This is a genomic window from Pseudomonas sp. GCEP-101, assembly GCF_025133575.1.
Taxonomy (GTDB): domain Bacteria; phylum Pseudomonadota; class Gammaproteobacteria; order Pseudomonadales; family Pseudomonadaceae; genus Pseudomonas; species Pseudomonas nitroreducens_B.
Genome location: NZ_CP104011.1, coordinates 2,323,223 through 2,343,982, shown reverse-complemented (window position 1 = coordinate 2,343,982; position 20,760 = coordinate 2,323,223). Strand labels below are relative to the sequence as shown.

At 67.1% G+C, this 20,760-nt stretch carries 20 protein-coding genes and 2 pseudogenes; 18 read left to right on the top strand and 4 right to left on the bottom strand.

Annotation, left to right across the window (positions count from 1 at the left end; genetic code table 11):
* Window positions 1-362 precede the first annotated feature (362 nt).
* From phaC (N0B71_RS10630) to N0B71_RS10615, 4 genes are all read left to right on the top strand, one after another.
* Window positions 363-2,042, top strand: coding sequence for a class II poly(R)-hydroxyalkanoic acid synthase (phaC, locus tag N0B71_RS10630; protein ID WP_259758869.1), 1,680 nt, complete (start codon window positions 363-365; stop codon window positions 2,040-2,042).
* Window positions 2,039-3,043 (top strand): poly(3-hydroxyalkanoate) depolymerase, encoded by a 1,005-nt coding sequence (gene phaZ, locus N0B71_RS10625; protein ID WP_259758867.1) that lies wholly within the window; start codon window positions 2,039-2,041, stop codon window positions 3,041-3,043. Before phaC (N0B71_RS10630) ends, phaZ begins: the two co-directional genes overlap by 4 nt.
* 334 nt (window positions 3,044-3,377) lie before the next feature.
* Window positions 3,378-5,060, top strand: coding sequence for a class II poly(R)-hydroxyalkanoic acid synthase (gene phaC, locus N0B71_RS10620; protein ID WP_259758865.1), 1,683 nt, complete (start codon window positions 3,378-3,380; stop codon window positions 5,058-5,060).
* Window positions 5,061-5,271: 211 nt separating this feature from the next.
* Window positions 5,272-5,886, top strand: coding sequence for a TetR/AcrR family transcriptional regulator (locus tag N0B71_RS10615; protein ID WP_259758863.1), 615 nt, complete (start codon window positions 5,272-5,274; stop codon window positions 5,884-5,886).
* Between the two features lie 78 nt (window positions 5,887-5,964).
* Here N0B71_RS10615 and N0B71_RS10610 read toward each other — a convergent pair whose 3' ends face one another.
* The 3 genes from N0B71_RS10610 to N0B71_RS10600 form a co-directional block, all read right to left on the bottom strand.
* On the bottom strand, window positions 5,965-6,936 hold the full coding sequence (locus N0B71_RS10610; protein ID WP_259759528.1) for a phasin family protein: 972 nt from the start codon (window positions 6,934-6,936) through the stop codon (window positions 5,965-5,967).
* Between the two features lie 10 nt (window positions 6,937-6,946).
* The gene (locus tag N0B71_RS10605; protein ID WP_259758861.1) at window positions 6,947-7,357 is read right to left on the bottom strand and encodes a phasin family protein; all 411 of its coding nucleotides are present in this window, start codon (window positions 7,355-7,357) and stop codon (window positions 6,947-6,949) included.
* Window positions 7,358-7,523: 166 nt separating this feature from the next.
* Window positions 7,524-7,799 (bottom strand): polyhydroxyalkanoic acid system family protein, encoded by a 276-nt coding sequence (locus tag N0B71_RS10600; protein ID WP_259758860.1) that lies wholly within the window; start codon window positions 7,797-7,799, stop codon window positions 7,524-7,526.
* 150 nt (window positions 7,800-7,949) lie between these two features.
* On the opposite strand from N0B71_RS10600, the gene ubiE reads away from it, so the two are divergent.
* The 14 genes and pseudogenes from ubiE to N0B71_RS10540 all read left to right on the top strand — a co-directional run bounded on the left by ubiE (window position 7,950) and on the right by N0B71_RS10540 (window position 18,976).
* Complete coding sequence (ubiE, locus tag N0B71_RS10595) at window positions 7,950-8,732, top strand: bifunctional demethylmenaquinone methyltransferase/2-methoxy-6-polyprenyl-1,4-benzoquinol methylase UbiE (protein WP_259758858.1); 783 nt, start codon at window positions 7,950-7,952, stop codon at window positions 8,730-8,732.
* Window positions 8,729-9,355 (top strand): ubiquinone biosynthesis accessory factor UbiJ, encoded by a 627-nt coding sequence (locus N0B71_RS10590; protein WP_259759526.1) that lies wholly within the window; start codon window positions 8,729-8,731, stop codon window positions 9,353-9,355. Before ubiE ends, N0B71_RS10590 begins: the two co-directional genes overlap by 4 nt.
* Complete coding sequence (gene ubiB, locus N0B71_RS10585) at window positions 9,352-10,962, top strand: ubiquinone biosynthesis regulatory protein kinase UbiB (protein WP_259758857.1); 1,611 nt, start codon at window positions 9,352-9,354, stop codon at window positions 10,960-10,962. The genes N0B71_RS10590 and ubiB overlap by 4 nt, the downstream gene beginning before the upstream one ends.
* A 95-nt stretch (window positions 10,963-11,057) precedes the next feature.
* On the top strand, window positions 11,058-11,471 hold the full coding sequence (gene hisI / locus N0B71_RS10580; RefSeq protein WP_259758855.1) for a phosphoribosyl-AMP cyclohydrolase: 414 nt from the start codon (window positions 11,058-11,060) through the stop codon (window positions 11,469-11,471).
* A complete protein-coding gene (locus N0B71_RS10575; protein ID WP_065086256.1) occupies window positions 11,461-11,799 on the top strand; it encodes a phosphoribosyl-ATP diphosphatase in 339 nt (112 codons plus the stop codon). The genes hisI and N0B71_RS10575 overlap by 11 nt, the downstream gene beginning before the upstream one ends.
* A gap of 27 nt (window positions 11,800-11,826) precedes the next feature.
* Window positions 11,827-12,075 (top strand): twin-arginine translocase TatA/TatE family subunit, encoded by a 249-nt coding sequence (locus N0B71_RS10570; RefSeq protein WP_259758851.1) that lies wholly within the window; start codon window positions 11,827-11,829, stop codon window positions 12,073-12,075.
* An 11-nt stretch (window positions 12,076-12,086) separates the two neighbouring features.
* Window positions 12,087-12,602 carry a Sec-independent protein translocase protein TatB gene (gene tatB / locus N0B71_RS10565; RefSeq protein WP_259758849.1) on the top strand — a complete coding sequence of 172 codons (516 nt, stop codon included), beginning with the start codon at window positions 12,087-12,089 and terminating at the stop codon, window positions 12,600-12,602.
* Window positions 12,599-13,393 (top strand): twin-arginine translocase subunit TatC, encoded by a 795-nt coding sequence (gene tatC / locus N0B71_RS10560; RefSeq protein ID WP_259758847.1) that lies wholly within the window; start codon window positions 12,599-12,601, stop codon window positions 13,391-13,393. The genes tatB and tatC overlap by 4 nt, the downstream gene beginning before the upstream one ends.
* Complete coding sequence (locus tag N0B71_RS10555) at window positions 13,390-14,097, top strand: 16S rRNA (uracil(1498)-N(3))-methyltransferase (protein WP_259758845.1); 708 nt, start codon at window positions 13,390-13,392, stop codon at window positions 14,095-14,097. Before tatC ends, N0B71_RS10555 begins: the two co-directional genes overlap by 4 nt.
* Before the next feature lie 183 nt (window positions 14,098-14,280).
* Window positions 14,281-15,273 (top strand): annotated as a pseudogene (locus N0B71_RS28265) (methyl-accepting chemotaxis protein); the annotation flags it as partial.
* 48 nt (window positions 15,274-15,321) lie between these two features.
* Window positions 15,322-16,194, top strand: a complete 873-nt coding sequence (locus tag N0B71_RS28260; RefSeq protein ID WP_442964678.1) for a methyl-accepting chemotaxis protein — start codon at window positions 15,322-15,324, stop codon at window positions 16,192-16,194.
* Between the two features lie 306 nt (window positions 16,195-16,500).
* Window positions 16,501-17,541: pseudogene (locus tag N0B71_RS28255) on the top strand (methyl-accepting chemotaxis protein); the annotation flags it as partial.
* 33 nt (window positions 17,542-17,574) lie between these two features.
* A complete protein-coding gene (locus N0B71_RS28250) occupies window positions 17,575-18,447 on the top strand; it encodes a methyl-accepting chemotaxis protein (RefSeq protein ID WP_442964677.1) in 873 nt (290 codons plus the stop codon).
* A 100-nt stretch (window positions 18,448-18,547) separates the two neighbouring features.
* The gene (locus N0B71_RS10540; RefSeq protein WP_259758839.1) at window positions 18,548-18,976 is read left to right on the top strand and encodes a UPF0158 family protein; all 429 of its coding nucleotides are present in this window, start codon (window positions 18,548-18,550) and stop codon (window positions 18,974-18,976) included.
* 335 nt (window positions 18,977-19,311) lie between these two features.
* Here the strand turns inward: N0B71_RS10540 and N0B71_RS10535 are convergent, their stop codons facing one another.
* Window positions 19,312-20,760, bottom strand: coding sequence for an AdeC/AdeK/OprM family multidrug efflux complex outer membrane factor (locus N0B71_RS10535; RefSeq protein ID WP_259758837.1), 1,449 nt, complete (start codon window positions 20,758-20,760; stop codon window positions 19,312-19,314).

The window sequence follows — 20,760 nt, the reverse complement described above, 5'->3', positions numbered from 1 at the left end:
ATCCTTCCAGGGCACGCCATTTGCAACATTCCCGTTGCAGACTGTCGCGTGCGTGGCTGCCGTCAGGGGATTGGCGAGATGCCCCCGCTCTAGGGCGCGTTTTCTAACTTTTCCCGACATACTCCTAGGAGTTGGCCCACGCTGCACCAGCTTGCGCGGCGAAGGAAACTCGGGTAACCAAGGCAGTGCAATGTACGGAGCTACAGTGCATAGAGCGTGGTTTCCTGATCTTCCAGTGATGCCGCCAAGTAGATGAATCGCGTGGAGCCCTCTCCACGTTCCGCAACCCCGAGCAGTACTTGGCCACATGTCACCAAGGTGAGCCCCGCCAGTATGCGTCTCAGGACAATGGAGCGTCGCCGATGACCCAGAAGAACAACAGCGATCTACCCCAGCAAGCCGCGGAAAACACCCTGAATCTCAGCCCGGTGATCGGCATTCAGGGCAAGGACCTGCTCACCTCTGCCCGGATGGTGCTGCTGCAGGCAGTCAAGCAGCCCTTCCATAGCGCCAAGCACGTCGCCCACTTCGGACTTGAACTGAAGAACGTGCTGCTCGGCAAGTCCGAGCTCAAACCCTCGGACGACGACCGCCGGTTCAATGATCCGGCCTGGAGTCAGAACCCGCTGTACCGTCGCTACCTGCAGACCTACCTGGCCTGGCGCAAGGAGCTGCATAGCTGGATCGGCGACAGCGACCTGTCCGCCCAGGACATCAGCCGCGGCCAGTTCGTCATCAACCTGATGACCGAGGCCATGGCGCCGACCAACACGCTGTCCAACCCGGCGGCGGTCAAACGTTTCTTCGAGACCGGCGGCAAGAGCCTGCTCGACGGCCTCACCCATCTGGCCAAGGACCTGGTGAACAACGGCGGCATGCCCAGCCAGGTCAACATGGAAGCCTTCGAGGTCGGCAAGAACCTGGCCCTGAGCGAGGGCGCGGTGGTGTTCCGCAACGACGTGCTGGAACTGATCCAGTACAAGCCGATCACCGAGAGCGTGCACGAGCGCCCGCTGCTGGTGGTGCCACCGCAGATCAACAAGTTCTACGTCTTCGACCTTTCGCCGGAGAAGAGCCTGGCGCGCTTCTGCCTGCGCAACCAGGTGCAGACCTTCATCGTCAGCTGGCGCAACCCGACCAAGGCGCAGCGCGAGTGGGGCCTGACCACCTACATCGAGGCACTCAAGGAAGCCATCGATGCGGTCCTGGCCATCACCGGCGCCAAGGACCTGAACATGCTGGGCGCCTGCTCCGGCGGCATCACCACCGTCACCCTGCTGGGCCACTACGCCGCGCTGGGCGAGAACAAGGTGCATGCCTTCACCCAGATGGTCAGCGTGCTGGACTTCGAGCTGAACACCCAGATCGCCCTGTTCGCCGACGAGAAGACCCTGGAAGCCGCCAAGCGCCGCTCGTACCAGTCCGGCGTGCTCGAGGGCAAGGACATGGCCAAGGTGTTCGCCTGGATGCGGCCCAACGACCTGATCTGGAACTACTGGGTCAACAACTACCTGCTGGGCAACGAACCGCCAGCCTTCGACATCCTGTTCTGGAACAACGACACCACGCGCCTGCCGGCCGCGCTGCACGGCGAGCTGGTGGAGATGTTCAAGACCAACCCGCTGACCCGCGCAGGCGCCCTGGAGGTTTCCGGCACGGCCATCGACCTCAAGCAGGTCACCTGCGATTTCTACTGCGTGGCCGGCCTCTCCGACCACATCACGCCCTGGGAAGCCTGCTACCGCTCCGCGCGCCTGCTGGGCGGCAAGTGTGAATTCATCCTGTCCAACAGCGGGCACATCCAGAGCATCCTCAACCCGCCGGGCAACCCCAAGGCCCGCTTCATGACCGGCCCGGAACTCTCGGCCGATCCGAAGGCCTGGCAGGAAAACGCCAGCAAGCACGCCGACTCCTGGTGGCTGCACTGGCAGAACTGGCTCGCCGAGCGCTCGGGCAAGACGCGCAAGGCCCCGACCGTGCTGGGCAACAAGGCCCATCCGGCCGGCGAAGCCGCCCCTGGAACCTACGTACACGAACGATGAAAACAGAACTCCTCCCGCAAGCCGGCGCCGTGGACGACGCCACCACTCCAGAAGCGTCGCCAGCCGTGGAACCGGCAGCGCCGACGAGCCGGCGCGCGCGCAGCAAACGCAGCGACGAGGAGATCCTGCCGAGCAAGGCGCCGGCGGCGCAGCCCTTCGAGTTCCGCACCATCGAGCTCGACGGGCAGACCATCCGCACCGCCGTGCGTCCGGGCAAGAAGCACATGACGCCGCTGCTGATCTTCAACGGCATCGGCGCCAACCTGGAGCTGGTCTTCCCCTTCGTCGCCGCGCTGGACCCGGACCTGGAGGTGATTGCCTTCGACGTCCCCGGCGTCGGCGGCTCGTCCACGCCCAGCACGCCGTACCGCTTCCCGGGCCTGGCCAAGCTGGCCGCGCGGATGCTCGATTACCTGGACTATGGCCAGGTGACGGCCATCGGCGTGTCCTGGGGCGGCGCCCTCGCGCAGCAGTTCGCCCATGACTACCCCGAGCGCTGCAAGAAGCTGATCCTCGCCGCCACCGCCGCCGGTGCGGTGATGGTGCCGGGCAAGCCCAGGGTGCTCTGGCGCATGGCCAGCCCGCGGCGCTACATCCAGCCGTCCTACGGCGTGCACATCGCCCCGGACATCTACGGCGGCGCCTTCCGCCGCGACCCGAAGCTGGCCATGGCGTTCGCCAGCAAGGTGCGCTCCTCCGGCAAGATGGGCTACTACTGGCAGCTGTTCGCCGGCCTCGGCTGGACCAGCATCCACTGGCTGCACAAGATCCGCCAGCCGACGCTGATCCTGGCCGGTGACGACGACCCGATCATCCCGCTGATCAACATGCGCATGATCGCCTGGCGCATCCCCAACTCCGAGCTCCACGTGATCGACGACGGCCACCTGTTCCTGGTGACCCGCGCGGAAACCGTGGCGCCGATCATCATGAAGTTCCTCCAGGAAGAACGGCAACGCGCGATCATCCACCCCCGGCCTTTCGCCCCGAAAGCCAGCTGAAGCATCACCGCTTCGTCACAGTCGGTGGGCATCCTGCCTTGACCGATCACTCGGCAGGCACTTTTTTTAAAGAGCCGAACAACAAACAGGCGTGTTCACGGGTATCGACACGTAGCGCCTGACTCGGGAACAGCGCTGCGGGCACCTTGCAGGTGACCGCAGAGCAACCCGGCTGCTGATCCACTGCCCTGTTTTCGGGCAGTCGCCCTCTCGCGTCGATACCCGTGCACACCCCTCGAACCGGCGGCAGGCGTCTGGAACGGGGTCTTCCCGACTCCGGTACAGCCCTTGCTTCGCCCTTCAAAGCAGATCGGACCTTTACGGAGTGCTGTTCATGCGAGAGAAAGCAGAGCCGGGTAGCGTTCCCGCCCCCACCCAGTACATGAATGCGCAGAGCGCGATGGTCGGCCTGCGCGGCAAGGACCTGCTATCCACCCTGCGCATGCTGGCGCTGCAGGGCGTGCGCCAGCCGGTGCATTCGGCCAGGCACCTGGCAGCCTTCGGCAAGCAGGTGGGCAAGGTGCTGATCGGCGACTCGCCGCTGCAGCCCAACCCGCAGGACGCGCGCTTCCAGGACCCGTCCTGGCGCCTCAACCCCTTCTACCGGCGCACCGTGCAGGCCTACCTGGCCTGGCAGAAGCAGTTGCTGGCGTGGATCGACGAGAGCGACCTGAACGTCGACGACCGCGCCCGCGCACGCTTCCTGCTGTCGATCCTCTCCGACGCCGCCTCGCCGTCGAACACCCTGCTCAACCCCCTGGCGGTCAAGGAGCTGTTCAACACCGGCGGGCAGAGCCTGGTGAAGGGCGTGCAGCATCTGCTCGACGACCTGATGCACAACGGCGGCATGCCCAGCCAGGTCAACCGCAGCGCCTTCGAGATCGGCCAGAACCTGGCCACCACGCCCGGCGCGGTGGTGTTCCGCAACGAGGTGCTGGAGCTGATCCAGTACAAGCCGATGGGCGAGCACCTGCACGCCAAGCCGCTGCTGATCGTGCCGCCGCAGATCAACAAGTTCTACATCTTCGACCTGACGACGGAAAAGAGCTTCGTCCAGTACGCCCTGAAGAACAATCTGCAACTGTTCATGGTGAGCTGGCGCAACCCCGACGCCCGCCACCGCGAGTGGGGCCTGTCGACCTACGTCACCGCCCTCGACGAGGCCATCGAGGTGTGCCGCTCCATCAGCGGCAGCCGCAGCGTCAACCTGATGGGCGCCTGCTCCGGCGGCCTGACCATCGCCGCGCTGCAGGGCCACCTGCAGGCACGCCGGCAACTGCGCAAGATCGCCAGCGCCACCTACCTGGTCAGCCTGCTGGACAGCCAGGTGGAAACCCCCGCCGCGCTGTTCGCCGACGAGCAGACCCTGGAGACCAGCAAGCGCCGCTCCTACCAGCACGGTGTGCTGGACGGCCGCGACATGGCCAAGGTGTTCGCCTGGATGCGCCCCAACGACCTGATCTGGAACTACTGGGTCAACAACTACCTGCTGGGCAAGCAGCCGCCGGCCTTCGACATCCTCTACTGGAACAACGACAACACCCGCCTGCCCGCCGCGCTGCACGGCGACTTCCTCGACTTCTTCAAGCACAACCCGCTGGCCCGCCCCGGCGCGATGGAAGTCAACGGTACCGCCATCGACCTGAAGAAGGTGGCGGTGGACAACTTTCACGTCGCCGGCATCACCGACCACATCACCCCGTGGGATGCGGTGTACCGCTCGGCCCAGCTGCTGGGCGGCGACACCCGCTTCGTGCTCTCCAACAGCGGGCACATCCAGAGCATCCTCAACCCGCCGGGCAACCCCAAGGCCTGCTACTTCGAGAACGGCAAGATCAGCTCCGACCCGCGCGCCTGGTACTACGACACCAAGCGCCAGGAAGGCAGCTGGTGGCCGCTGTGGCTGGAGTGGATCCAGGAGCGCTCCGGCGAACGCCGCCCGGTGAGCTTCGAGCTGGGCAATGCCGAGTACCCGCCCAAGGAAGCGGCGCCGGGCACCTACGTGCATGTGCGCTGAGTGCGCCAACCCGTTGGCACTATTCTGATTTTCGTAGGAGCGAGGGGGACGCCTAGTTCTTGCTCGCGAACCTCTTCGAGGGCGCCGAGCGTCAGGCAGTTCGCGAGCAAGCTCGCTCCTACAGCTCCTCGAAAGTTTGTGCGTGGGCAATTGCGGGCCGCCGCTCACCAACGCTATCGTCAGCCCCACTGCGGCTGGAACCTGAACACGGATGAAAACGCGCGACCGGATTCTCGAATGCGCCCTGCTGCTGTTCAACGAGCAGGGCGAGCCCAACGTGTCCACACTGGAGATCGCCACTGAACTGGGCATCAGCCCGGGCAATCTCTATTACCACTTCCACGGCAAGGAGCCGCTGGTGCTGGCGCTGTTCGAGCGCTTCCAGGATGAACTGGCGCCGCTGCTCGACCCACCCGAGAACGTGCGGCTGGGCGCCGGGGACTACTGGCTGTTCCTGCACCTGATCGTCGAGCGCCTGGCGCATTACCGCTTCCTCTTCCAGGACCTCTCCAACCTCGCCGGCCGCCTGCCCAAGCTGGCCCGCGGCGTGCGCGCCTGGCTCAACCAGCTCAAGCGCACCCTGGCCACCCTGCTGGCGCAGCTCAAGGCACAGGATGAACTGGCCAGCGACACCGAAGCCCTCGGCCAGCTGGTAGAGCAGATCACCCTGACGCTGCTGTTCTCCCTCGACTACCAGCGCATCCTCGGCCACGAGGGTGACGTCCGCCAGGTGGTGTTCCAGGTGATGATGCTGGTGGCGCCGCACCTGCGGCCGGACTCGCAGCTGATCGCCGAGCGGCTCGCCAAGCGCTATCTCGCGCCCTGACCGTCCCCTGCCAGCTTTTTGCGTGGGGGAATGAAAACGCCCGGCGCAAGGCCGGGCGTGGGTGTTGCAGCAGACCGATCAGGCCTGGGACGGCGGCGGCGTTGCCGGAGCAGCGGCGGACGGCGTCACGGCCGGCGCGGCGGCGGGAGCCGACGGAGCCGGAGTGGCGGCCGGAGCGGCAGCCGGTTTCGCAGCAGCCGGCTTGGCGGCGGCCTTGGGCGCAGCGGGTTTCTTCACGGCCGGCTTCTTCGCCGCGGCAGGCTTGGCTGCAGGTTTCGCAGCGGCAGGCTTGGCGGCCGCAGCCGGTTTTGCAGCGCTTTTCGCAGCGGGCTTGGCAGCCGGCTTCGCGGCAGCTTTCGCAGCAGCGGGCTTGGCGGCCGGTTTCGCAGCGGGCTTGGCCGCAGCCTTGGCAGCCGGCTTCGCAGCAGGCTTGGCAGCGGGTTTGGCGGCCGCCTTGGCAGCCGGTTTGGCGGCGGCTTTAGCAGCAGGCTTGGCGGCCGGCTTCGCTGCAGGTTTCGCAGCGGGCTTGGCGGCAGCCTTGGCCGCCGGCTTGGAGGCCGCGGTCTTCACAGCGGGTTTCGCGGCCGGTTTGGCGGCGGCTTTCGCTGCGGGTTTGGCGGCGGCCTTGGCGGCCGGTTTGGCGACGCTGACGCCGGTGAGTTTCTCGATCTGCCTGGTGAGGCTGTCGACCTTGCTGTGCAGGTCCTTCACTTCACGGCTGCTGGGCACGCCCAGGCGCGAGATCGCGCTGTTCAGGCGTTTGTCGAAGGCCTCTTCCAGCTCGCCCCACTTGCCGATCGCGGCGCCCTTGACGGCATCGACGCGCGACTTCGCGGAACGGGCGGAGGTTTTCACCGCACCTTCAACCTCGGTCTTGGCTTGTTTTTCGGCCTTCTCGCCATCCTTCACGAGGGACTCGAACACCTTGCTGCCGTCCTTGCTGACCTTCGAGTAGGCCCCCAAGCCAGCCAGCCAGATCTGCCGCGAGTATTTCTCGATCTCGCCGATCCAACTGGACTCTTTTTTATCGGTAGTTTTTTTGCCAGCCATCCTGCTCTCCTTATTGGGTTCTCGCGACACGCTCGAGCACTGCGCTCAGCTCATCCAGCTTAGCAGAGAGCGCCTCCACATCACGCCTGGAGGGAATTCCGATTCGGTTGAGGGCGGAGGCGACGCGCGCATCGAACGCCGCTTCGATCTTCTCGAAGTTCAGCTTGGCCTTCACGCTGTGCAGGCGGCCCTTGACGCTGTCGTTGGCGGCGTCGATCTGGGTGCTCACCAGGTCGCGGCCCTTCTTCTCCACGGACTCGCCGGACTTGACCAGTTCCTTGAAGTATTCGCTGCCTTCGGCGCCCACGCGGGCATAGGTGCCCAGGCCGGCGAGCCAGATCTGCCGGGCGTAGTGCTTGGCATCGGCGTAGAGGGAGGATTCGAGTTCCGCGACTTTCTTCTTGCTGACAGCCTTGGCCATGGTGGCACCTCACAGGTTCAGATTCGATGATGTCGAATAGCGGCCCGCATCAGGCGGGACTGTGAGCCAAGGTATCGGGGAAAATTAGAAAACACATACCAGCTTCGCAGTGGAGCTGGCGCCGCAACAAAGCGGCAGGGCCCCGCAGGGCGCGGGGCCGCGAAAATCACGCCAGCGCCTTATCCAGCGCGCGTTCGATCTCGCCCTTGAGCAGGCCGCCCATGGCGGAGAGCATCAGGCCCAGCTTCACCTCCACTGCGACCTTGTCCGCGCCCACTTCGATGCGCCCGTCCACGCCGCTGCGCTTGAACAGCAGGGTGTCGCCCTGCCACTCGCTGCTCACGCCATGCTCGCGGGTGAGCTTGTCGGCGAGCTTCTGCGCCTTGGCGCGCGCGGCTTCCAGGCCCAGAGAGTGATTACGTTCGACGTGGATACGGGACATTCTTGAACTCCGCGAGTGACTGACCTGCCAAATGATACGCGCCGCGCCGTATCGCCGCACCCAGGAAGCCCCGACCGGGTCGCGAGCAGGGCGGCGTTTTCTCTGCTTCCTGTTAGAATGCCCGCCACTGACTTCCAGGGTAGAAATGCCATGAGCGAACCGCGCAAGCCCCAAGCCGGCCAGGACGGCGCCGACCCCACCACGCACTTCGGCTACAAGACCGTGCGCGAGAGCGAGAAGGCCGAGAAGGTCGCCGAGGTCTTCCACTCGGTCGCCGCCAAGTACGACCTGATGAACGACCTGATGTCCGGCGGCATCCACCGTCTGTGGAAGCGCTTCACCATCGAGCTGTCCGGCGTGCGCGCCGGCAACCGGGTGCTGGACATCGCCGGCGGCACCGGCGACCTGACCCGCCAGTTCTCCCGCCTGGTCGGCCCGACCGGCGAGGTGGTGCTGGCCGACATCAACGCCTCGATGCTCAAGGTCGGCCGCGACAAGCTGCTCGACAGCGGCGTCGCCGGCAACGTCAGCTTCGTCCAGGCCGACGCCGAGAAGCTGCCCTTCCCCGACAACTACTTCGACGCGGTGACCATCGCCTTCGGCCTGCGCAACGTCACCCACAAGGACGAAGCCATCCGTTCGATGCTGCGCGTGCTCAAGCCCGGCGGCCGCCTGCTCGTGCTGGAGTTCTCCAAGCCCACCAGCAGCCTGCTGTCCAAGGCCTACGACGCCTATTCCTTCACCCTCCTGCCGCTGATGGGCAAGCTGGTGACCAACGATTCCGAGAGCTACCGCTACCTCGCCGAATCGATCCGCATGCACCCCGACCAGGAAACGCTGAAGTCGATGATGGTGGAGGCCGGCTTCGACCGCGTCACCTACCACAACATGACCGGCGGCGTGGTCGCCCTGCACCGCGGCATCAAGCCCTGATGAGCCTGCTCCTGCAGGCCGCCCTGGCCAGCGCCGAAGCCACCGTCAACCGCGTGCTGCGGCTCGACGGCGTGGCCCTGCGGCGGCTTGGCCGGCTCGCCGGCAAGGTGCTGGAAGTGGACTGCCAGGCGCCCGCGCTCAAGCTGTTCATCCTGCCCGACGCCGACGGCCTGCACCTGGCCGCGCACCATGAGGCGCCGGCCGACTGCACCCTCGTCGCCCCCGCCGGCAGCCTGCTGCAACTGGCCCTGGCCAAGGACAAGACCCGCGTCCTGCACAGCCCGGACGTGACCATGGGCGGCGACAGCGCGATGCTGCTGGAGCTGGCCGATATCCTCCAGAGCCTCGAGCTGGACTGGGAGTACGAAGTCTCCCGCTGGCTTGGCCCGGTGCCCACGCAGCTGCTCGGCGCGCGCCTGCGCGGCGGGGTGGCCTGGGCTGGCGACAGCCTGGAAAGCCTGCGCCTGAGCCTCGCCGACTACCTGGCCGAGGAAAGCCGCACCCTGGTCGGCCAGCATGAAGCCGAAGCGCGCTTCGCCGAGCTGGACCAGTTGAAGATCTCCCTCGACCGCCTCGACGCGCGGATCACCCGCCTGACCCAGAAGATCAAACCCGACGCATGAAGCTGCTCGCCTTCCGCCGCCTGCTGCGCATCCAGCGCGTAGCCATCCGCTACCGCCTGGACGACATGGTCCTCGAACTGCCCTTCCTGCCCTGGTGGCTGCGCCTGGCGGGCGGTCTGCTGCCGTGGCGCTGGCTGCCGCGCAAGCCACTGGCGCTCAGCCGTGGCGCACGCCTGCGGCTGGCGCTGGAAGACCTCGGGCCGATCTTCATCAAGTTCGGCCAGATCCTCTCCACCCGCCGCGACCTGCTGCCCGACGACATCGCCCTGGAGCTGGCCTTCCTGCAGGACAAGGTGCCGCCCTTCCCGCCCGAACAGGCCGTGGCGCTGATCGAGCAGCAGCTGGGCGCGACGATCGAGCAGGTGTTCGCCCGCTTCGAGCGCGAACCGCTGGCCTCCGCCTCGGTGGCGCAGGTGCACACCGCGCAGCTGAAGACCGGCGAAGAAGTCGTGGTGAAGGTCATCCGCCCGAACCTGGAACCGGTGATCCGCTCCGACATCGCCTGGCTGCACATCCTCGCACGCACCGCCGAGCGCATCTCCGCCGACGCCCGCCGCCTGCACCCGGCCGAGGTGGTCAGCGACTACGAGAAGACCATCTACGACGAGCTGGACCTGCTGCGCGAAGCGGCCAACTCCTCGCAGCTGCGGCGCAACTTCGAAGGCTCGCCGCTGCTCTACGTGCCCCAGGTCTACTGGGACTGGTGCCGCCCCAAGGTACTGGTGATGGAACGCATCTACGGCATCCCGGTCACCGACCTTGCCACCCTTCGCGACCAGCGCACCGACTTCAAGGCGCTGGCCGAGCGCGGCGTGGAGATCTTCTTCACCCAGGTGTTCCGCGACAGCTTCTTCCACGCCGACATGCACCCCGGCAACATCTTCGTCAGCACCCGCACGCCCTGGAGCCCGCAGTACATCGCGGTGGACTGCGGCATCGTCGGCAGCCTCACCGACGAGGACCAGGATTACCTGGCGCGCAACCTGATCGCCTTTTTCAAGCGCGACTACCGCAAGGTCGCCCAGCTGCACATCGACTCGGGCTGGGTGCCGGCGGAAACCAAGGTCAATGACTTCGAAGCGGCCATCCGCACCGTATGCGAGCCGATCTTCGAGAAGCCGCTCAAGGACATCTCCTTCGGCCAGGTGCTGCTGCGCCTGTTCCAGACCGCGCGGCGCTTCAACATGGAAGTGCAGCCGCAGCTGGTGCTGCTGCAGAAGACCCTGCTGAACATCGAGGGCCTGGGCCGCCAGCTCTACCCGGAGCTGGACCTGTGGACCACCGCCCAGCCCTACCTGGAGCGCTGGATGCGCGAGCGCATGAGCCCCGGCACCCTGCTGCGCAACGCCCAGCAACACATCGAGCAGCTGCCGCACCTGGCGCAGATGACGCGCGAGACGCTGGAGCGGCTGTCGCGCGATCCCGATCCGGACAAGCGCCTGGTCATCGAGACCCACGACTCCGGCACCGGTGCCTGGCCGGCGCGGCTGATCGGCGCGGTGCTGGTCGCCGGCGCCGCCGAGACCGGCCTCGCCACCCACACCCTCGCCGCCTGGCCGGCCTGGGCGATGCTGGCCGGCGGTCTGTATCTGATTCTGCGCCGATAGCCAGTCGCCGCCCTGGCTGGCACACTTGACCGTTGGACGAAGTGGCTTACAAAGTGGCTCTGGGCACCGCGCGTGCCCGCTGTACGGAACCCGAGATGAAAGACTGGCTGGACGAAATCAAGTGGAATGCCGATGGACTGGTGCCGGCGATCGCCCAGGACCATCGCACCGGCCGCGTGCTGATGATGGCCTGGATGAACCGCGAGGCCCTGGCCCTGACCGCCGCCGAAAACCGCGCCATCTACTGGTCGCGCTCGCGCGGCAAGCTCTGGCGCAAGGGCGAGGACTCCGGCCACGTGCAGAAGCTGCACGAGCTGCGCCTGGACTGCGACGCCGACGTGGTGATCCTGATGGTCGAACAGCTGGGCGGCATCGCCTGCCACACCGGCCGCGAGAGCTGCTTCTACCGGGTGTTCGAGAACGGCGCCTGGCAGACCGTCGACCCGGTCCTCAAGGACCCGGATGCGATCTACTCCCACGCAGGTACAGGAAAACCCCATGAGCACTGATACCCTCGCCCGTCTGGCGGAAGTCCTCGAAGCGCGCAAGAATGCCGCACCGGACAGCTCCTACGTGGCCAGCCTGTATCACAAGGGCCTGAACAAGATTCTGGAGAAGGTCGGCGAGGAATCGGTGGAAACCATCCTGGCCGCCAAGGACGCCGCCACCAGCGGCGATTGCACGGACCTGATCTACGAAACGGCCGATCTCTGGTTCCACTCCCTGGTAATGCTCGCCGCGCTCGGCCAGCATCCGCAGGCGGTACTGGACGAACTGGACCGCCGCTTCGGCCTTTCCGGGCATGACGAGAAAGCCGCGCGCCAACCGTCTGCCTGAACCCGACAACGTTGCGAGGAATACAAGATGGGCATCTTTGACTGGAAACACTGGGTCGTCATCCTGATCGTCGTGGTCCTGGTGTTCGGCACCAAGCGCCTGAAGAACCTGGGCTCGGACGTCGGCGAAGCCATCAAGGGCTTCAAGAAGGCGATGAACACCGAGGAAGACGACAAGAAGGACCCGAACGCCGCTGCCGGTACCCCGCCGCTGAACCAGCCGCACACCATCGACGCCCAGGCGCAGAAGGTCGAAGAGCCGGCACGCAAGGACTGATGGGATAAACCATGTTCGGTATCAGCTTCAGCGAACTGCTGCTGGTGGGCCTCGTCGCCCTGCTGGTGCTCGGCCCCGACCGCCTGCCGGGCGCTGCGCGCACCGCGGGCCTGTGGATCGGCCGGCTCAAGCGCAGCTTCAATGCCATCAAGACGGAAGTGGAGCGAGAGCTGGGCGCGGATGAAATCCGCCGCCAGCTGCACAACGAGCACATCCTGCAGATGGAGCAGGAAGCCAAGAAGCTGATGGCGCCGCTGACCGACCTGCAGGATCAGGCGCGCGACGCGCTCACCCCGCAGCAGCCACCGGCCCAGCCCGACGGCCAACGCGCCAGCGCCGAACCGCCGGCAGCACCGAGCATCGCGCCCCATAGCCGCCTGAACAGCCTGCCGGGCGCGGGCATTGCGCCGGCCACCCCACCAGCGCCAGCCGCTGCGGCGCCGGAAGCCGGCCAGCCGAGCCAACCGACCGAACCGACTGGCGCGAGCCAGCCGCCCGCTTCGTCCGAGACGCCGCGTACCCCATGAGCGCCGAAAAGCCCGACCAGCCCGAACACGATCAGGAAATGCCCCTGGTCTCGCACCTGACCGAACTGCGCACGCGCCTGCTGCGCTGCGTGGTGGCGATCTTCGTGATCTTCATCGGCTTGCTGTACTTCTCGCAGAAGATCTACGCGCTGGCCTCCGAGCCGCTGCGCCGCTTCCTGCCCGAAGGCGCGACCATGATCGCCATCGACCCGGCGTCGGCCTTCCTGGCGCCGCTGAAGCTGACCATGATCGTCGCCGTGCTGATCGCCATGCCGATCATCCTCGCCCAGGTCTGGGGCTTCATCGCGCCGGGCCTGTACAAGCACGAGAAGCGCGTCGCCCTGCCGCTGCTGGCCTCCAGCATCGTGCTGTTCTACGCGGGCATGGCCTTCGCCTACTTCCTGGTGTTCCCGTTGATGTTCCACTTCTTCCTCGGCCAGGCCCCGGAAGGGGTGACGCCGATGACCGACATCAACAGCTACCTGGACTTCCTCACCCTGCTGTTCGCCTTCGGCGTGGCCTTCGAGATACCCGTGGCCACCGTGCTGCTGGTGTGGATCGGGGTGGTCGACGTGGCCTACCTGAAGAAGATCCGCCCCTACGTGATCATCGGCTGCTTCGTCGTCGGCATGGTCCTTACCCCGCCGGACCCGCTGTCGCAGACCCTGCTGGCGGTACCGATGTGGATGCTGTTCGAGGCCGGCGTGCTGTTCAGCCACCTGATCCGCAAGCGCGGGCCGGAAACCGAAGACGAATCCAAGGGCGACCAGCCGCCGGCTACCCGTCCGTGAACCTGCTGCTGCTCGACGACGCCGACTTCGTCGCGGCGGACCGCGTGATCCTGCGCGACCGCCGCCTCACTCACCTGCAGGACGTGCATCGCGCCGAAAGCGGCGACCGGCTGCGCGTCGGCCGCCTGGGCGGCCTGATGGGCGAAGGCCACCTGCTGCGCCTGGAGGCCAACGAGGCCGAGCTGCAGGTCAGCTTCGACCAGGCGCCCCCGGCCAAGCTGCCGCTGACCCTGCTGCTCGCCCTGCCCCGCCCGAAGATGCTCCGCCGCGTGCTGCAGACCGTCGCCGCCATGGGCGTACCGCGCCTGGTGCTGCTCAACAGCTACCGGGTGGAAAAGAGCTTCTGGCAGACGCCTTTCCTCGAACCCGGGGCCATTCGTGAGCAACTGATCCTGGGCCTGGAGCAGGCCCGCGACACCGTGCTGCCCGAGGTGATCATCGAGAAGCGCTTCAAGCCCTTCGTCGAGGACCGCCTGCCCGCCCTGGCCGCCGGCAGCCTCGGCCTGATCGGCCACCCCGGCCCCTGGCCGGAATGCCCCCGGGCGCTGAGCGAGCCGGTGACGCTGGCCATCGGCCCTGAAGGCGGCTGGATTCCCTACGAGGTCGACAAGCTGCGCGAAGCCGGGTTGAACCCCGTGCAACTGGGCGAGCGCATCCTGCGCGTCGAGACCGCGGTGACCGCTCTTTTGGCACGACTGTACTAACGAGAAATGGCTACAGGCCAGTAACCACGCGGCCTCCAGCGTGAACCACCAGTCAGAAAAATAACCCGAAACGCTTCAGTTCCTGCCGGCGAAGCCGATATCTGGACTACCGGTCGTCCCCACTCTGCGCATTTCCTGCTCAGCCATGCGTACCGGCCCTGTTCAACGCTGGAGCGCCTCCTCATGTTTCGCTGGTTCAACAACCTGACTGTCAGACTCAAACTCGCCTCCGGCTTCGGCCTGGTGCTGCTGCTCACCCTGCTGATCGCCCTCACCGGCTGGATCAACCTGGGCAACGTGATCAACCGGGGCGACAAGCTCGGCGAGATCTCCGAGCTGATCGCGATCGCCAAGGACCTGCGCATCGCCCGCCTGAAGTTCCAGTCCACGCGCGCTCCGGAAGACGCCAAGGCGGTGCTCGACACGCTGGACAACCTGGATCAGCGCCACCGGGCGCTGAACGAGAAGTTCACCGAGGCCGAGGACCGCCGCGTCATCGACCAGCAACATGACCTGAGCGTGGAATACCGCAAGCTGTATGCGCAGTTGCTGAAGTCCTACGAAGAGCGCGACGCCGCCAAGCAGGTACTGATCCAGGCCGCCGGCGCGGTCGGCGAGGGCATGCAGAAGGCCGAGCAGAAGCTGGTGAACAGCAACAGCGCGGAAAGCCTGCAGCACCTGCAGGACCTCGCCGGCCTCGGCCGTGCCGTGATGCAGGCGCGCCTGCAGGTCATGGCCTACACCAGCACCGACGCGCAGAACCTGGAGCAGCCGGCCTTCGCCGGTCTGCAGAAGCTGATCGACGGCGTGAAGAGCGACATGAGCACCTCCCCGGCCGAGCTGAGCGCCGAGTTCCGCGCCACCCTCGACGCGCTGGAGAGCTACCGCAACGCGCTGACCAACTACCGCAACGAGGTCAACGACAGCCAGGCGGCCCGCGACCGCATGCGCGACGCCGGGCAGCAGATCGAGAAGCTCAGCGCCGACCTGACCGCCACCCAGACCGCCAAGCGCGATGAGGGCGTCGCCCAGGCCAAGACCCTGCTGGGCCTGGCCGCGCTGGTCGCGCTGGTGCTGGGCACCATTGCCGCCTGGGTCATCACCGGGCAGATCGTCAATCCGCTGCGCGAGGTGCTGGGCCACGCCGAGCGCATCGCCGACGGCGACCTCAGCCGTGATATCCCCACCAACCGCCACGACGAGCTGGGCCAACTGCAGAAGAGCATGCAGCGCATGAACCTGTCGCTGCGCGAGCTGATCGGCCGCATCCACGACGGCGTGACGCAGATCGCCAGCGCCGCCGAGGAGCTGTCCGCGGTGACCGAGCAGACCAGCGCCGGGGTGAACAACCAGAAGGTCGAGACCGACCAGGTCGCCACCGCCATGAACGAGATGGCCGCCACCGTGCAGGAAGTCGCGCGCAACGCCGAGGAGGCCTCCGAGGCCGCCTCCGCCGCCGACCGCCAGGCCCGCGACGGCGAAGGCGCGGTGAACGAGGCGGTGACCCAGATGGACCGCCTGGCCGGCGAAGTGGGCCGTACCAACGAGTCGGTGCTCAAGCTCAAGCGCGAAAGCGAGAAGATCGGCAGCGTGCTGGACGTCATCAAGGCGGTGGCCGAGCAGACCAACCTGCTGGCGCTCAACGCCGCCATCGAAGCCGCCCGCGCTGGCGACGCCGGCCGTGGCTTCGCCGTGGTGGCCGACGAGGTGCGCGGCCTGGCGCAACGCACCCAGTCCTCCACCGAGGAGATCGAAGAGCTGATCGCCGGCCTGCAGAGCGGCACCCAGCAGGCCGTGCAGATGATGGAGACCAGCCGCGACCTGACCGTCAGCACCGTCGACCTGACCCGCCGCGCCGGCGAGCGCCTGGGCGCCATCACCCGCACCGTGTCGACCATCCAGTCGATGAACCAGCAGATCGCCGCCGCCTCCGAGCAGCAGAGCGCCGTGGCCGAGGAGATCAACCGCAGCGTGATGAACGTGCGCGACATCTCCGAGCAGACCGCCGCCGCCAGCGAGGAAACCGCTGCGTCCAGCGTGGAGCTGGCGCGCCTGGGTAACGAGCTGCAGGTACTGGTGAGCCGCTTCCGCGTCTGATCCATCCCCGCCACGAAAAGGCCCGCGCAACGCGGGCCTTTTCTTTGACCTTACACGGACCTGTAGGAGCGAGCTTGCTCGCGAACAGGCCCCGCAGCGGAATCGGTTCGCGAGCAAGCTCGCTCCTACAAGATCACGCGCGCGGGAAACATCGCGACAAGATACCGCCTTCAGTTTCCCGTTTCGCCGCCGATAGCCTCTGACGCACGAAGATGCGTCCCGATAATTTCGCCTCGCCACCGCACATTGGTTCTTGCCAGCCACGGGCCGTCGATCCCGTGGCGACGCCTGCCTGGAGCATTCGACATGTACGATTGGCTAGTGGTACAGCTGGGACGCCTGAACGTCAGCCTGAAGCTGGTGGTGGGCTTCGGCATTCTCCTCTTCCTCACCCTGCTGGTGCTGCTCGGCGGCCTGCACAGCCTGGACAACCAGGCCGCGCGCGGCGAGCAGTTGGCGACCATCACCGAGCTCAATGACTTAAGCCAGCAGGCCAATCTTGCCCGCCTGCAATTCGAACTGGGCGGCGACCGGTCCCAGGCCGAGCGCGTCGAACAACACAGCACGAAGATGCTGGCCGTCATCGAACAGCGCCTGACGGGCAGCGATATCGACGCCCGGCAGCTGGACGCCGCGCGCCAGGCCGTCAGCCAGTACCGCGAGGCGTTCAGCGCCCTCACCCGCGCTGTCGACCAGCGCACCCAGGCCCGCGGCACGCTGGTGGGCAGCGCGCAGAGCGCCCTGCAGGCCTTCGAGGCGCTGGACAAGCAGCTCTTCGACCTGCTCGCCGAGCAGCCCGGCGACGCCCAGCTGCTGCACAGCGCCCAGGCCGTCGGCCGGTTGCACCAGCAATTGCTCGCCGTGCGCTACCAGGTGAGAGGCTACGTCTTCGAACAATCCGCCAGCGCCGAGCAGGCGGCCTTCAACGCCTTCGACACGCTGCGCGACGCCGGCAACGCCCTGCACGGCCAGTTGCCGGCCCTCGCCGCTGATGGCCTGAGCAACGCACTGAAGGACCTGCAGAGCTACCGCAGCGGCATCGAGCACTTCCGCGACGGCGTGAATGCCACCCAGCAGGCGCGCACCCGCCTGGGCAGCGCCAGCGACGCGCTGCTCGCCGCCGCCACCCACCTCTACCAGGACACCCTGGCGCGCAACGAGGCCGAGACCGCCGCGGCCAAGACCCGGCAGATCCTCATCGCCGTGCTGGCCCTTGCCTTTGGCCTGCTCTCGGGGTGGGCAATCAACCGGCAGATCGTCCGCCCGTTGCTGGAGGCCCTGGAGCTGGCCGAGCGCATCGCCCAGGGCGACCTGTCCCAGGGGCTCTCCCGCGACCTCAACCTGCAGCGCAGCGACGAATTGGGCCAGTTGCAGCGGGTGATGCTGCGCATGCGCGAAAGTCTGGCGCAGCTGCTCGGCCATATCGGCGGCAGCGTCAGCCAGCTGGCCACCGCCGCCGACGAGCTGTCCGCCGTCACCGAGCAGACCCGCGCGGGGGTGAACAGCCAGCGCGTGGAGACCGAGCAGGTCGCCAGCGCCATCCACGAAATGGCCGCCACCGTGCAGGAAGTCGCGCGCAACGCCGAGCAGGCCTCCGCCGCTGCCCGCCAGGCCGACCAGCAGGCCCGCGAGGGCGACCTGGTGGTGCAGGACGCCGTGCAGCAGATCGACCGCCTGGCCAGCGAGGTGGATCGTTCCGCGCAGGCCATGGAGCTGCTGCGCCAGGAAAGCGAGAAGATCGGCAGCGTGCTGGACGTGATCAAATCGGTGGCCGAGCAGACCAACCTGCTGGCGCTCAACGCCGCCATCGAGGCCGCCCGCGCCGGGGAGGCAGGGCGCGGCTTTGCCGTGGTAGCGGACGAGGTTCGCGGCCTGGCACAGCGCACACAGTCGTCCACCGCCGAGATCGAGGGCCTGATCGCCGCCTTGCAACGCGGTGCCCAGGACGCGGTGTCGCGCATGGACGACAGCCGCCGGCTGACCGGCAGCTCGGTGCAGCTCACCCGCCGCGCCGGCGAAGCGCTGGGGGCCATCGCCCGCACCGTGGCCGACATCCAGGGCATGAACCTGCAGATCGCTTCGGCCGCCGAGGAGCAGAGCAGCGTCGCCGAGGAAATCAACCGCAGCGTGGTGCAGGTGCGCGAGATCGCCGACCAGTCGGCCGCCGCCAGCGAACAGACCGCCAGCTCCAGCACCGAACTGGCGCGCCTGGGCAGTGAGCTGCAGCTGCAGGTGGGGCGCTTCCGCCTGTGAGCCGCGAAACGGTCGGTGTGCCCGCGCCGGCCGACATAAGCAGGACAGCTGTCATGCGCATGGCGTAGGATCGGTCACTCGCCATATAGGGAGAGTGACCATGCGCCCGCTGACCATCGACCTCGACGAACTGGCCTTCGCACTCGACACCCAGGGTATCGATCACTACCTCGACCTCTTCAGCGGCCAGGTGCTGCTGATTCCTGAAGACGATCCCGACCCGGAACTGGCCGAACTGCTGCACCGCGAACCGGAGCGCCTGCTGCCCATCGAACCGCTGAGCAGCGGCCAGTCCCTGGACCTGATGCGCGACTTCCTGCGCGAAGTCCCCGAGCCCCACGCCTATTCCGCCCTGGCCAATGCGGTGGAGGGGCGCAAGCCGTTCAAGGCCTTCCGCCATGTGCTGATGGGCTACCCGGAGCTGCTCCAGGCCTGGTACGACTACCAGGGCGAGCGCCTGCGCGAATGCGCGCTGGACTGGCTGGCGGACAACCAGATCCAGCCGGCTGGGCGCGGCGCGATGCTGTAGCTCGGCGGTTCGCGAGCACGCTCGCTCCTACGAAGAGCACGCCGTGCTGGCGTATAACCCGCCACATTATCTGCCACGTCGGTGGCGGATAACGCCTTCGGCGTCATGCGCCCTACACGTCAGCGCGGTTCACAGCCTGTAGGAGCGAGCTTGCTCGCGAACCCGCCATGATCCGGTAGGAGCGCCCCTTGGGCGCGGTCGCGGGCATGGCCCGCTCCTACACTCGCGCCGTGCTCACGGCGGCGTCCGTTCGCGAACCGCAACCGGACCGCCACGGACGCACCAACAAAAACGCCGCCCCGAAGGGCGGCGTTTTTCGTTCCAGCCGGTGAGGATCAGCCCTTGGGCGCCTCGCTGGAGATCGGCTTGGCGTCTGCTGCCGTCGCCTGCCAGCCGCCGCCGAGGGCCTTGTACAGGTTGACCTCGCTGGTGAGCTGGTTGAGGCGGTCGGTGATCAACTGCTGCTGGGCACTGAACAGCGAGCGCTGCGCGTCGAGCAGGGTGAGGTAGTTGTCCACACCGGTGCGGTAGCGCTTGTCGGCCAGGCGGTAGTACTCGCTGCTGGCGTCCACCAGCGCGCGCTGCGCCTGCAACTGCTCGTTGAAGGTGCCGCGCGCGGCGAGACCGTCGGCCACCTCGGAGAAGGCCGTCTGGATGGCTTTCTCGTACTGCGCCACGTTGATGTCCTTCTGCACCTTGGCCAGGTCCAGGCTCGCCTGCAGGCTGCCGGCGTTGAAGATCGGCAGGGTGATCGACGGCTTGAACAGCCAGCTGCCGGAACCGCCGTCGAACAGGCCGGACAGGTCCGGGCTGAGGCTGCCGGCGTTGGCGGTCAGGCTGATGCTGGGGAAGAACGCCGCCCGCGCCGCGCCGATGTTGGCGTTGGCCGCCTTGAGCTGGTGCTCCGCCTGGAGGATGTCCGGGCGGCGCTGCAGCAGGTCGGAGGGCAGGCCCGCCGGCACGGTGGCCAGCAGTTCGTCACCCAGGCCGCGGCCCTGCGGCAGGTCCGCCGGCAGGCCGGAGCCGAGCAGCAGCACCAGCGCGTTCTGGTCCTGCGCCACCAGGCGGGTGTACTGCGCCAGGGTCGCCCGCGCGCTTTCCACCGAGGTCTGCGCCTGGCGCAGGTCCAGCGCCGAGGCCACGCCGACGTCATAGCTGCGCTTGGTCAGGTCGTAGCTCTTCTGGTAGGTTCCCAGGGTGTCGCGGGTCAGCTGCAGCTGGGCCTGGTCGGCGCGCAGCGTCAGGTAGGCGTTGGCGACGTTGGCCACCAGGCTGGTCTGCGTGCTGCGACGAGCCTCTTCGCTGGCGAAGTAGGTTTCCAGCGCCTGGTCACGCAGGGCCCGCAGGCGGCCGAACAGGTCGAGCTCCCAGGAGGTGACGCCCAGGGTCGCGCCGTACTGGCTGCTGATCATCGAGCTGCCGGTGGTCGACAGGTCGGCCGGCAGGCGCTGGCGCGAGCCGGTGACGCTGGCGTCCACCGCCGGGAACAGGTCGGCCCGCTGGATGCGGTACTGCGCCCGGTAGGCTTCGATGTTCAGCGCGGCGACGCGCAGGTCGCGGTTGTTTTCCAGCGACACTTCGATCAGTCGCTGCAGTTGCGGGTCCTTGAAGAACTCGCGCCAGCCGATGTCGGCGCCGGCCGTCGCCGGTTGCGCCGCAGCGTAGGCCTCGCCCTGGGGGTAGGCCGCGGCCACGGGCGCCTCGGGGCGCTCGTAGTCGGGGATCAGCGAGCAGCCGGACAACACGACAGCTGCAACTGCCAGGGACAGTAAGGACTTTCTCAT

Coding starts and splice junctions, on each gene's coding strand:
- phaC (WP_259758869.1), top strand. CDS start 363: ATGACCCAGAAGAACAACAGCGATCTACCCCAGCAAGCCGCGGAAAAC.
- phaZ (WP_259758867.1), top strand. CDS start 2,039: ATGAAAACAGAACTCCTCCCGCAAGCCGGCGCCGTGGACGACGCCACC.
- phaC (WP_259758865.1), top strand. CDS start 3,378: ATGCGAGAGAAAGCAGAGCCGGGTAGCGTTCCCGCCCCCACCCAGTAC.
- N0B71_RS10615 (WP_259758863.1), top strand. CDS start 5,272: ATGAAAACGCGCGACCGGATTCTCGAATGCGCCCTGCTGCTGTTCAAC.
- N0B71_RS10610 (WP_259759528.1), bottom strand. CDS start 6,936: ATGGCTGGCAAAAAAACTACCGATAAAAAAGAGTCCAGTTGGATCGGC.
- N0B71_RS10605 (WP_259758861.1), bottom strand. CDS start 7,357: ATGGCCAAGGCTGTCAGCAAGAAGAAAGTCGCGGAACTCGAATCCTCC.
- N0B71_RS10600 (WP_259758860.1), bottom strand. CDS start 7,799: ATGTCCCGTATCCACGTCGAACGTAATCACTCTCTGGGCCTGGAAGCC.
- ubiE (WP_259758858.1), top strand. CDS start 7,950: ATGAGCGAACCGCGCAAGCCCCAAGCCGGCCAGGACGGCGCCGACCCC.
- ubiB (WP_259758857.1), top strand. CDS start 9,352: ATGAAGCTGCTCGCCTTCCGCCGCCTGCTGCGCATCCAGCGCGTAGCC.
- hisI (WP_259758855.1), top strand. CDS start 11,058: ATGAAAGACTGGCTGGACGAAATCAAGTGGAATGCCGATGGACTGGTG.
- N0B71_RS10575 (WP_065086256.1), top strand. CDS start 11,461: ATGAGCACTGATACCCTCGCCCGTCTGGCGGAAGTCCTCGAAGCGCGC.
- N0B71_RS10570 (WP_259758851.1), top strand. CDS start 11,827: ATGGGCATCTTTGACTGGAAACACTGGGTCGTCATCCTGATCGTCGTG.
- tatB (WP_259758849.1), top strand. CDS start 12,087: ATGTTCGGTATCAGCTTCAGCGAACTGCTGCTGGTGGGCCTCGTCGCC.
- tatC (WP_259758847.1), top strand. CDS start 12,599: ATGAGCGCCGAAAAGCCCGACCAGCCCGAACACGATCAGGAAATGCCC.
- N0B71_RS28260 (WP_442964678.1), top strand. CDS start 15,322: ATGCAGCGCATGAACCTGTCGCTGCGCGAGCTGATCGGCCGCATCCAC.
- N0B71_RS28250 (WP_442964677.1), top strand. CDS start 17,575: ATGCTGCGCATGCGCGAAAGTCTGGCGCAGCTGCTCGGCCATATCGGC.
- N0B71_RS10540 (WP_259758839.1), top strand. CDS start 18,548: ATGCGCCCGCTGACCATCGACCTCGACGAACTGGCCTTCGCACTCGAC.
- N0B71_RS10535 (WP_259758837.1), bottom strand. CDS start 20,760: ATGAGAAAGTCCTTACTGTCCCTGGCAGTTGCAGCTGTCGTGTTGTCC.